The sequence below is a fragment of the Shewanella schlegeliana genome (assembly GCF_016765635.1).
Lineage (GTDB): Bacteria > Pseudomonadota > Gammaproteobacteria > Enterobacterales > Shewanellaceae > Shewanella > Shewanella schlegeliana.
In genome coordinates, this window is sequence record NZ_JAESVD010000004.1 from 323,723 (window position 1) to 335,605 (window position 11,883).

Consider the following 11,883-nt stretch of genomic DNA (forward strand, 5'->3'; position numbering starts at 1 on the left):
ATAACTTAAATCAACATTTAGTAAAAAGTGTGAACTCCATCTCGACGCCATTTTTTTAACATTTAAACAAATAAAAAACAGAAGTTCTAAATAAACTAACGCTTTAGATCTTTTTCCATCTCTTCATAGGAGATATGGCGTACATCTTTACCCTTAACATAGTAAATAATGTACTCACAAATATTCTGACAACGGTCTCCAACGCGCTCAACGGCACGAGCAGCCCAAAGCACATCAAGTACTTCTGGAATCGAGCGCGGATCCGCCATCATATAGGTCATCAACTGTCGAATAATGCCTTCATACTCTTTATCCAACTTAGCGTCTTCTTTATGAAGCTCTAACGCGACATCGGCATCCATACGCGCCAATGCATCGAGGGTTGCATGTAAGGTACGCGTAGCATGACGTCCCATATTTTCGATACTCACCAACAATGGCTGCTGATTCTTAGAGCGCTTATCCATCGCCGCCTTAGCAATCTTTACACAGGCATCGCCAATACGTTCAAGATCAGTAATCGTCTTAGAGATAGCCAATACTAAGCGTAAATCACTCGCCGCAGGCTGACGCTTGGCTATGATGCGCGTACACTCTTCGTCAATAGCCACTTCCATGCCATTAACCTTGTGATCGCCCTCAATCACCTTTTGGGCAAGTTCGGCATCCAACGCACTTAAGGCATCGAGTGACTGCTCAAGCTGACGTTCAACCAAGCCGCCCATAGCCAATACACGGTTACGAATGTCATCAAGCTCAGCGTTAAACTGACCAGAGATATGTCTATTTAAATTTATGTTTTCCATCATTGTCGATCCTATCTCTATTAACCGTAACGGCCAGTAATGTAATCTTCGGTCTTCTTCTGCCGAGGTGTGGTAAAGATGGTGTTGGTATCGGCATATTCAATCAGCTCACCCATATACATAAATGCCGTCTGATCCGACACACGTGCAGCCTGCTGCATGTTATGGGTCACAATGACCACGGTATATTTTGATTTAAGTTCGGTAATTAACTCTTCAATAGTCAATGTTGAGATAGGATCCAGCGCCGAGGTGGGTTCATCAAGTAACAGTACTTCAGGCTCAATCGCAATGGCACGAGCAATCACCAAACGCTGCTGCTGACCACCCGATAAGCCGAAGGCATTATCATGTAGCCTGTCCTTAACCTCATCCCAAATCGCGGCGCCGCGCAGTGAACGCTCTGCTGCATCATCGAGTTCACGACGATTATTCACACCTTGAAGGCGCAAACCGTAGACCACATTCTCATAGATAGACTTAGGGAAAGGGTTTGGGCGCTGAAACACCATGCCTACGTTACGACGCAGTGCTGCAACATCGACTCTTTTGTCGTAAATATTCTGACCGTGAAGCAATATCTCACCATCGATGTGACAGTTATCGACTAAATCATTCATACGGTTAATGCAGCGCAGCAATGTCGATTTACCACAACCGCTTGGGCCAATAAATGCGGTGACCTTTTTCTTAGGGATCTTCATCGACACATCAAATAGTGCCTGTTTGTCACCATATTTAAGATCTAAGTTACGGATCTCTAACGCTGTTTCTTCGCTGGTTAAATTTTCTAGGTCTAGCATATCCGTCTTCATTACCGATTGATCTATTGAAATCATGTTCTTTCCTACTGCTTAGGATAATCGTCAATTAATGCTCAAGCGAACGATATTTTTCGCGTAAGTGGTTTCGTACACCAATGGCAGTTAAATTAAGCGCCACAATTACCGAGACCAAAAGAAATGAAGTGGCGTATACCAAGGGGCGCGCCGCTTCTACATTAGGACTTTGAAAGCCTACATCATAGATGTGAAAACCTAAGTGCATGAACTTACGTTCTAGGTGCACAAATGGGAAGTTCATGTCAATTGGCAGTGTCGGCGCAAGCTTTACCACGCCAACCAACATCAAGGGCGCAACCTCACCCGCTGCACGCGCAACCGCTAAAATCAAACCGGTCATAATTGCTGGACTCGCCATAGGAATGATAATGCGCCATAAGGTTTCGGCTTTGGTTGCCCCCAATGCCAAACTACCTTGACGAACCGAACTTGGAATACGGCTCAATCCCTCCTCCGTTGATACAATCACTACCGGTAAAGTCAAAATGGCTAGGGTCAAAGCTGACCAAATTACACCAGGCGAGCCAAACGTTGGTGCAGGTAATGCTTCAGGGTAGAAGAGCTGATCTAAGGTGCCACCAAACATATAGACGAAGAAGCCTAGACCGAACACACCGTAAACAATCGACGGGACACCCGCTAAGTTGATCACCGCGATACGGATCATCTTAGTGACCGGGCCTTTCTTAGCATATTCGTGTAGATAGATAGCCGCGACAACCCCAAATGGTGTCACGATAACCGCCATCAGCATCACCATAAAAACGGTACCGAAAATCGCAGGAAATACTCCCCCTTCGGTATTGGCTTCACGTGGGTCATCACTGACAAATTTACCTACACCAATAAACCATTGACCGACTTTACCTAACAAACTTAGGCGGTTGGCATAGGTCACATCCAAAAGTGTATCTAACTTTAATACCACCTCTTCGCCGCGCATATCGCGGATAATGACCGAGTCTCTTGCCGCCTCGTTCTTTAGTGCGAAAAACTCTTTTTCGACCAACTGATATTCTGCATTTAATTTGGCGCGTTCTGCTTCTATTTCAGTCTTACGGCTCTCAGTTAACGCGTTATCTAACTCGTAACGACGAGACTTTAAACGCAGGTTTTCAAGCTCATAGTTAATCGAGCCAATAGCACCTTTTTGTAGCGCTAATGCCCTATCGTTAAGCTCGACTGCGCGTTCAATATAGGCCTGAAAATCCGCTTCAATATTTTGCGATGTTAAACGCACGCCATCTTCGATGATCGCTACAGGGTAACCATAGAAGTCACCATTTTTACTGCGCTCGATAACGGCAATATTTTTTGGCTGACTTCGTGAAATAATATTGGTTGCCAAAATCCAGCGAAAATCTAGGCTAACAAACTCACGGTTACCCGTTTTAATAAGGTAGCGCGTCACCGTTTCACCGACTTGGGTATCAAACTTATGTCCCGCAGCTAACAAGCGCTCAGTCGGCACCTCCTCCTTATCGTAAACCTCACCAATTAAGGTATAACGTTCGCCCTGTTGATTCTTCATCTCCCATTGATAGATGTCGGCAGGCCAAAAGTAACTCAGGCCGCGCCAGGCAATCAGTAACAACAGCCCTAGCACCGCAATCAAACACACGCTTACCGCACCGCTGGTCATCCAAATCCAAGGAGAGCCAGATTTAAACCACTTACCCATTAACAGAACCTCTTATGGTGGCTGGTGAACTGGTATTGATGAAACTCATGTTTGAAGAATCCATAGTTAACGTCATTTTCTTATCATCCATAACTATCGGCTTTACAGCGAGCTGTAACGTTCACGTAGGCGCTGCCTAACCACCTCTGCAATCGTATTGAAGAGGAAGGTGAAGATAAATAGCACGAAGGCGGCCAAGAACAACACTCGGTAATGGGAGCTGCCGATAGCCGACTCTGGCATCTCTACTGCAATGTTTGCAGCGAGCGTTCGCATACCTTCGAACACGCTCCACTCCATAATCGCAGTATTACCTGTCGCCATGAGTACAATCATGGTCTCCCCCACCGCGCGGCCAAGCCCCATCATCACCGCAGAGAAAATCCCCGGACTTGCCGTTAGCAGCACCACACGGGTTAGGGTCTGCCACGTCGTAGCACCCAGTGCCAAGCTACCGTTTGAAAGATGACGCGGCACTGAAAACACCGCATCTTCAGCAATAGAGAAGATGGTAGGAATAACCGCAAAGCCCATGGCAATGCCCACAACCAAAGCGTTACGCTGGTCAAAAGTAATGCCGAGTTCGTTGGTAATAAACATACGTGTATCACCATCAAATAGTGCAAGCTCAAGCGTTGGGCTAATCGCAAACGAGAACCAACCAACGAAGACTATCACAGGTAGCAACATCAACTCTTGATAGGTATCCGGTAGACGCTGCTTCCACTTTCCTGGCAACTTGTACCAAGCAAATGCAGTGGTCAGAATCGAGACAGGCAGTAACACCAGTAGGGTCATGATCCCTGGCAAGTTATCTTCTATCAGTGGTGCTAGCCAAAGACCGGCTAAGAAACCCAGAATCACCGTTGGCAGCGCCTCCATGATCTCGATAGTCGGCTTAACGATGGCGCGGACCTTAGGCGACATAAAATAAGCGGTATACACGGCGCCAGCTATTGCCAGCGGGGTGGCAAACAACATGGCATAAAGGGCTGCTTTCATGGTACCAAACGCAAGTGGCATCAGACTCAGCTTAGCTTCGAAATCATCTGAACCAGACGTCGACTGCCACACATACTTAGGCTCAGGATAACCTTCGTACCACACCTTCTGCCACATCGCACTCCACGACACTTCAGGGTGAGTATTGGAGACGCTAAATAGATTAAGTTTACCATCGGCTTCGACGACCAAGGCATTTGAGCGCGGGCTAAAACCAACCGTACCAGGGTTTGTTAATCCCATATTCTCTGAAAACAGCTCTTTTTCACTGGTGGTATACAGCAGGCTCAGCTCACCCTCACTGGTAATTGTCACGAAGGTTTTACGATAAAACTCCGAAGCGACGCTTTGAATATCACCATCTAGCTTAAAGTTGCGGATCTCTTGATATTGCCGACCATGCTCGCCATTGACCTGAAAGTATTGCTGCACTAAGCCTGAGTCATAGCTAACAAGTAATGAACTTGCACCCGCTAAAAGACTGACATTGGTTACCTTGGCTTGGGCGCGGGACAGAGGCAGAACCTGACTTAAGTTCACCTCCTCTGCGTCACGGATATCGTAGATAAATAACTTGTTATCAGAACTTAAAATTAACTGGCGCTGATCAGGTGTCATCAATTGCTGCTGAACGTTAACCGGTGAGTCTGGAATAATGCTGCTGTAAGCAAGCCACTCCACCTCTTCGGTCATCATGTTTTCCTCGCCCTCTTGGCGAGACAGGTGCCAAACTTTATCGTCGGTTTGATAGACGAAACTCATTTTGTCGCTGCTGTAATCAAATACTAAATGATTCAAAGCGCGCCCTTGAGGATCGACCATTAATGCTTGGTTACCGTTAGGGAAACGTAACTTTGGCGTAATTAACCTTTGGTTATCTGGATAAGTGACGCCAAACTCAACACCTGCGACAATCACTTCACCATTACTTAGACCAAGCGCAAAGCGTTGCTCGCTGGCTACCGCCGACGCACTACTAACGACATGAACACCCGCAGGCGTGTTGATCTGCTCGGTTCTTAATAACTGAGAGGTTTGAGTATCATAAAAATCGACCTTACCCAACTGTGATACTCGGTACATAATCGCGTTCTGCTCATCAGTGCCCACCATGAGTGCAGGCATGGTGTCATGAAATTCAGCACTAATAACCGGCGTAACTTCTGCGCTATCGAAGATAGGCTTAATCACATACAGTAGATAAAAGAAGATCAAGATCAGCGCAACAAACACCATGGTTCCGCCCACTGTCACCCCAATTTGGGCAGCCTTATCCTTGATAGCTCTACGTGTAGAACCATTATTGATCAATAGGCTTTTTGCAGCAGTTCCAGGCTGAGAGACCTGAGTTTCCATTAAGAACCTCGATTATTCTTTAGCCAGTTAAAGTTTAACTGGGATTGTATTAACGATTATGCTAACACTAAGGTTTAGTGAGTTTTCCTAGAACGAATTCCAAGCACGCGTATTTTAATGTGGTGCCATTATATGACGCAAAAATGACATTAGTGTTACAAAGGTTGACTTACTAGCTGTCAGATTTAAATGTTGGCTATATTAGACGCAAACCCCTTATATGACCTAGCAAATCCAATCCAATTGGCATGATAAATAATGGAGTAATATCAAATGTTAAGATATCTAGTTACCTTACAGGCAAAGGACAGAGAGGGATTAGTTGAACAGATAGCCCATGCGGTCAGTCGTCACGGAGGAAATTGGTTAGATTCCGAGCTACGCCATATCGATGGGATTTTTGCCGCGATCCTGCTCTTAGAAGTACCCGCTGCTCAGTGGGATGAGCTACTCGAGACCCTAGAGTTATTAGAGGATCTCTCGTTAACCTACGCTAAGACCAGTAAGCTTCAAACTAAAAATAAGCATGTGAGCTATTCCTTAGTCGCTTATGACAGACCAGGGCTAGTACATGAGATATCGAATAAAATAAGCGCGCTAGGAATCAACATTGAGCATATGAGCACCCGCTATGAGAGCGCTAGCCACACTGGGATCGCACTCTTTAGAGCCGATTTTAATGTCAGCATGCAAGATAGTCAGGATGAAGAGCGGTTAACTCAAGCCCTTCACGGCATAGGTGATGATGTCGTGCTCGATAATCTATCGTCTTAAGTTTAATGCTAGCCAGACTGAGTATTGAGTTTGGCTAGCGTTAACAGTCCTAGGCCGACGCAGGTGAGATAAGGCTAAAGTAGCCAAACTCAATAGGCTCTTTTATTCAACGGCTATAAAAGCTTAGCCACTTTAACCATCAAAGACCACCGTACAGTTTCGCCCCGTTTCTTTTGCCAGATAGAGTGACCGATCGGCTTTATTGAGCAAGGTCTCAATAGTGTCCGCTTCTCGTGGAACCAGTGATATAACCCCAACACTAACGGTATAGCCGATTTTTGAGTGTTCGTGCCTAATAACTGACTGCCTTAGTGTCAGGTACAGTCTCTGGGCGAGAGCATAGGCGGCCGCTGCCGATGTATTTGGCAGCAACAAAGCAAACTCCTCACCACCTAAACGACCAATTAGATCCGTTGTTCTACAGTTGGCTTTAATCGTTGCCGCGAAATGTCTGAGCACTAAGTCACCCGCACTGTGCCCATACCTATCGTTAACCACCTTAAACCTATCCAGATCTAACGCAATCACAGATACCACTCTTCGCTCCTGCTCGGCACGATGAATATGTTGTGCGGCATCTTGAAAAAAGGCTCTTCGATTGAGAACATCGGTCAAAGGATCAAGCGATGCCAATAACCTCATCTCTTTTTCAAGCTTATCGATGTTCATCAGCAGCCCAATAAGATGCCATGAAACTAAAGGTGTTACGGTCAAAGGGATAAGGGTTGCTAAAAAAAGAGCGATACTGGTAATGCCACTATTCTGCCTAAGATAGAACGCCAAAAAAGTGATCAAAACAGAGGTAAAAGCCGATATAGCAGTAATGAGGATGACTGTGTTTAGTCGCCCAAGGTTTTGAATAGTTTGTCTCATTCTGTGTACTAATAACGTTTTACTGGCGACAACAGTCAGCGATAATCGAACAAAAGAACGCTAAAAGGATAAGCGCCCATTTAAAAACATCTTTCCCCTTGAGGCCCCTCAAATAAAAGCACTCTAAATCGGTGATATAACAGTAAATAGATGAAGGGGTGCTCAGTGGCGCAGGATAATACCCCAACTCATGCCACTGTGGTATTTATAATTACTTTTCTGTTATCTATCACTCTTAAGTGTAATGTCAATTTACGCTATTAAGTATCTGCTTTATTCTATTACGCAACCAAATATGACTAGGGTCTATCGAGTTTGATTTATGCCACTGCATAATAATCGGCACAGACTTTAACTTGATTGGCGGTTCGATGATTTTTAATGAGAGTTGGTCTTGATAACGTAAAGCCAACCTAAGTGGCACATGGCCGAACAGCATAGTTTGACTCACGATCAATATATTTGCCATCAAGGAGCCAGCTTCATGGCTAATATTTCTTTGTATTTCGAACTCATCTTCACGAAACATATCCAGAGCCAACTTACCATTTCGCCGCATACTCAACACAGATTGTGGCAATTGTTGGTATTGCTCAAGAGTTAATGATTCACCTATGGTGTGATTAGCATTTGCAGCAATTATGACGATCCTATCTTCAAAAAGCAGCTCACTCTCAATGCTACTGTCCGCTAACATCACACTGTCAATCACTAGGTCTGTTGCTCGTGTCCGTAAGCTAGTGATCGCTTCTTCATCGGTGCTAGCTTGCTGTTTCAAACTATAGGTCAACCCACTGTTTGCCTCAGTTGCAAATGCCGACAGTAACGTAGAGTTATACTCCTCAGGGCTGCTTAAGGTAAAGTGTACCTTAGATGAATGAGGCTCAAACTCTCCGTACGACCTAATCACTTTTTCTATAGATAAAAATTCTAAGCGTATATTTCGATAGAACGCTTTTGCCGCTGCTGTAGACTGGATCTGCCCGCCCCCTCGAACAAAGAACTCTTTATCTAATGATGTTTGTAGTCTCTTCATGGCAATACTTACCGCAGGCGGGGAGATCTCTAGCGCTTCACTCGCCTTCACATAGCTACCCGTTTCCATCACCTTAGAAAAGATTTTAAGTAGATTGAGATCAAACTTATCGAATGACATAACACCTCCCAAGATAAACAGCGCTTATCTACGAGATAAGCTTTAGTCAATTTAGTTTATCTCCCTCTCAATGTAAATTAGTGCTATTACTTTAATTCGCTAAAAGGCTTTCTCTATGAAACTTAACCACATCTCTTTAATTCTTTTTCTGTCATTAGGTGTCTCAGCCTGTAATAGTGACAGTAAAATCGATAACCCACCACCAGTAGCGAACCTGCCCGACCGCAGCGTCCCCGCACCTGAAAAGCCACCTGTTCTACCCGATAATGGCTTGCCAATTGAGGATCCATGTACTTATGGCTGTGGCGGAGACACACCTCCTCACGAGGAAGATACGCCAATAACGCCTATTCCCGATGTGCCACAAGTGGCTAACGTGAATATCTCAGCCCATGAGATCCATAAGCAAACAGATACAATTGACATGCACCATGTCATCACTGGTAAGGCAGAAGAGCAGTCACGCCTAATACCCTACCCAAGCGTGCGATACTATGTAACGCATAGTGACGATGTCACCGTACTAGATATGCAACCAACTGTCGGCTGGGTCAATATCTACACTATCTGGAATCACCCAGAAGGTGAACGCAAGTGTAGGTTAAACGTTTATCCTGACACTACGGTTAGATCAAGCTGCACTGGAGATAACACTTGGTTTGGCAGTGTTGCCGCAGCCGTTAAATATCATGCTGGCGGCTTAACTCTGGATATGAACTTCTTCGATGGCAACCAGCGGGTCAACTATGCATGGCGCATTGCAGAGAACTCAAACCAGCAGCCGCTGTTCGAACACAGCACTGCTATATATGTCGAACACAAATAATGCTTTGAGTGATGAGCTAGACTGTCTCAGAAATGGACAAAAGCAACTCACTACGAAGGACACTGAGGGCACGAAGAAAAGCAACAGCTCAAGCCAGTTAAGGAGTTTATCCTTACCTTGGTGTTCTTCGTGGCAGTGCAGCGCTTCGTGGTGAGATTAGTATTGTTAAAGAGTTATACTTAAGCCAAAAGACCAAGCTCCCATAATCAATAACATATGGAGTTCCCTTTGCCTTTTGATTATCTGAGTCATGACTATCATCATTTACTTTGCAACATTTCAATCAAGCATTCCTGCATTAGCAATCGAAAAAACCACTCCAAAGCTGGTTTAACAATCTGGTAGACTAGTGCAAACACCGATAAAAAATGAAATGTCATGCTTGGAACCTTAAGAAAAATGCGCAGCTACTTGGATGAAAACCAAGTGGTGCAATACCAACTACCCGTTGGCGAAGAACTACTGGATCTCAACCCACTCATTGGCCACCAAATTTCGCTCACCCATACTGGAAAAATCTTCTGTTGTAGCTGTGGTAAGAAAACCAAGAAAAGCTACTCTCAGGGCCACTGCTACGTATGTATGCAAAAACTGGCGAGCTGCGATATGTGTATCATGAAGCCGGAGACCTGCCACTACGCCGCTGGTACTTGCCGTGAGCCCTCTTGGGGTGAAGCAAACTGCTTCGTGCCACATTATGTCTACCTGTCAAATACCTCTGGAGTTAAAGTGGGCATTACACGCCATACGCAGCTACCGACTCGTTGGATAGATCAGGGCGCGACTCAAGGCCTGCCAATTTTTAAGGTTGAAACCCGCCTACTTTCAGGCCTAGTGGAAACTGAGTTGGCAAAAATGATTGCCGACAAGACTAACTGGCGCACTATGCTTAAAGGCAACGCTGAAGAGCTGGATCTTAAACTGCAGGCTGAAACGCTCATTCCGCAGATAGCTGAACGCTTAAAAGAGATCACCGCCGAACACGGTGAATTTGCAATATCACAGCTCGATGAGTCGATTCAAACCATCAACTATCCAGTGAGTGAGTTTCCAACCAAGATAAGCTCGCACAACTTTGACAAAAACCCTGAGGTCTCGGGTATTTTAAAGGGTATAAAAGGCCAGTACCTGATCTTCGATACAGGAGTAATTAATGTGCGTAAATTTGGCTCTTATGAAGTGAGTGTCAGTTATTAGCCCTTTTTTAAGATAAAGGCTAGCTTAAAGCTGAAGCTCAGCCGGAATACTATTATTAACTCCATGACTTTTAACACATAGTGTTAACTAAAAGGCCCTGCAATTAGTGATAAATAATTGCAGGGCCTTTCTCTTTCTATATCAAAATGAGGGGTGATATAAACATACGATTTAACCGTCGTTGCTGGTTTTTCCCATTATCTTTAACTTCCCTTTCTTAGTCGCACCAACCACTCCTAATGTCTGACTGCCGACACTATCGTAGGTCAATTCAATGGATTTTAAATCACCATCGGGGACGCTAATGCTGCGGCTCGATAAGCCCTTAGTCAATACGCCTAAGTTGTCGACCTCTTTCCTATTACCATCTGCCATAATTAATATGATTTTATGCATATTAACTGTGCCTTGAACGCATTTAAGCTTTACATGACTAACCTGTTTTTCAGCTTTTTTAGGCGTAACAGTGTCGGTTTCCGTTTTGTAGTTAACCGTTTTCTCACTGATCTGAATCCAATCACTTGCCTGTACCGCTGACGAGCCCAAGATGATGAGAGCCAATGCTGCGACATTAACGAGTCGTAAAATCATTTACTATCCTTATGAACCTAGAATGGTACCAATACGTATCCGGTGGCAATATTGAGAAATATCCGCCTATTCCAGTTTACTTTAACATTAAATCGCTGGGACTGGCTTGAGCATAGCGGATAGCAAACGCTCAAAACGTTGTTCTCTCTTCTCAGGGCTATTATCTAGATCCGTAAAGCCTTGAGCAAGAACGCGCCACACAGGCATAGGATTATGGGGAGAAAACAGCGCCACTAATACAGAGCCCTTTTCATAGTGCTTATCTATGCCTTCGGTCGACAAACCTGCGACTAAACCCGCTCTTTTCAAGATCTCTTTATCACTCATCTCAGATTCAAGCGCCACACCAAAACCAACTAACACACTCGGTTTCTCATTGGCAGTAGCTAAATGATAGCCCTTTGCCTGCATAACCTGAGCAATCGCTGCTTGCATATGCTTGATCACCGCTTGGCTATCGACTTCATCACTAGCGTGAACCGCAAACATATTAGGGTGCCAGGCAAAGGCTTTTGTGGAGTGGCTAAGCAGTTCAAGATCGCCTGTCGTCACCATAGTCGTACGTGTCGAGGCCATCTCAGCTTCAGCACTATCGGTTGTACTGCAGCCAGCCATTAGCGTTAGCCCTGTTAGTAGCAATAACACATATTTTTTAATCATAGGTTGAAAATCCCTCTTATTATCCAGCTCCAACGTAGCACTTAAAACATTAACCTAACCTGACTCACTGTGTGCTGTCGACCGTTTAGGTTAATTTATCTTGTTATGGATAGTTAGTA

At 44.8% G+C, this 11,883-nt stretch carries 11 protein-coding genes; 3 read left to right on the plus strand and 8 right to left on the minus strand.

All coding sequences use genetic code 11. From position 1 onward, the window contains the following. Nucleotides 1–95 precede the first annotated feature (95 nt). The 4 genes from phoU to JMA39_RS09140 form a co-directional block, all read right to left on the minus strand. Nucleotides 96–806: a phosphate signaling complex protein PhoU gene (phoU, locus tag JMA39_RS09125; RefSeq protein WP_202721652.1), complete on the minus strand. Its 711-nt coding sequence runs from the start codon at nt 804–806 to the stop codon at nt 96–98. A 20-nt stretch (nt 807–826) separates the two neighbouring features. Further along, nucleotides 827–1,645, minus strand: a complete 819-nt coding sequence (pstB, locus tag JMA39_RS09130) for a phosphate ABC transporter ATP-binding protein PstB (protein ID WP_202721564.1) — start codon at nt 1,643–1,645, stop codon at nt 827–829. Nucleotides 1,646–1,676: 31 nt separating this feature from the next. Beyond that, the gene (pstA, locus tag JMA39_RS09135) at nt 1,677–3,329 is read right to left on the minus strand and encodes a phosphate ABC transporter permease PstA (protein WP_202721565.1); all 1,653 of its coding nucleotides are present in this window, start codon (nt 3,327–3,329) and stop codon (nt 1,677–1,679) included. A gap of 102 nt (nt 3,330–3,431) precedes the next feature. Then, complete coding sequence (locus JMA39_RS09140; protein ID WP_202721566.1) at nt 3,432–5,687, minus strand: ABC transporter permease subunit; 2,256 nt, start codon at nt 5,685–5,687, stop codon at nt 3,432–3,434. Nucleotides 5,688–5,960: 273 nt separating this feature from the next. Between JMA39_RS09140 and JMA39_RS09145 the strand changes: the two genes are divergently transcribed. After that, on the plus strand, nt 5,961–6,461 hold the full coding sequence (locus JMA39_RS09145; RefSeq protein ID WP_202721567.1) for a glycine cleavage system protein R: 501 nt from the start codon (nt 5,961–5,963) through the stop codon (nt 6,459–6,461). A 132-nt stretch (nt 6,462–6,593) separates the two neighbouring features. Here the strand turns inward: JMA39_RS09145 and JMA39_RS09150 are convergent, their stop codons facing one another. Beyond that, nucleotides 6,594–7,334, minus strand: a complete 741-nt coding sequence (locus JMA39_RS09150; protein ID WP_202721568.1) for a GGDEF domain-containing protein — start codon at nt 7,332–7,334, stop codon at nt 6,594–6,596. Nucleotides 7,335–7,581: 247 nt separating this feature from the next. Next, nucleotides 7,582–8,490 carry a LysR family transcriptional regulator gene (locus tag JMA39_RS09155; protein ID WP_202721569.1) on the minus strand — a complete coding sequence of 303 codons (909 nt, stop codon included), beginning with the start codon at nt 8,488–8,490 and terminating at the stop codon, nt 7,582–7,584. Nucleotides 8,491–8,605: 115 nt separating this feature from the next. Here JMA39_RS09155 and JMA39_RS09160 point away from each other — a divergent pair, with 115 nt between their 5' ends. Next, nucleotides 8,606–9,316: a hypothetical protein gene (locus JMA39_RS09160; protein WP_202721570.1), complete on the plus strand. Its 711-nt coding sequence runs from the start codon at nt 8,606–8,608 to the stop codon at nt 9,314–9,316. 378 nt (nt 9,317–9,694) lie between these two features. Further along, nucleotides 9,695–10,513, plus strand: a complete 819-nt coding sequence (locus JMA39_RS09165) for a DUF2797 domain-containing protein (protein WP_202721571.1) — start codon at nt 9,695–9,697, stop codon at nt 10,511–10,513. A 171-nt stretch (nt 10,514–10,684) separates the two neighbouring features. On the opposite strand, the gene JMA39_RS09170 is transcribed toward JMA39_RS09165, so the two are convergent. Further along, nucleotides 10,685–11,104, minus strand: a complete 420-nt coding sequence (locus JMA39_RS09170; RefSeq protein WP_202721572.1) for a hypothetical protein — start codon at nt 11,102–11,104, stop codon at nt 10,685–10,687. An 87-nt stretch (nt 11,105–11,191) separates the two neighbouring features. Further along, the gene (locus JMA39_RS09175) at nt 11,192–11,764 is read right to left on the minus strand and encodes a DUF4136 domain-containing protein (RefSeq protein ID WP_202721573.1); all 573 of its coding nucleotides are present in this window, start codon (nt 11,762–11,764) and stop codon (nt 11,192–11,194) included. Nucleotides 11,765–11,883 lie beyond the last annotated feature (119 nt).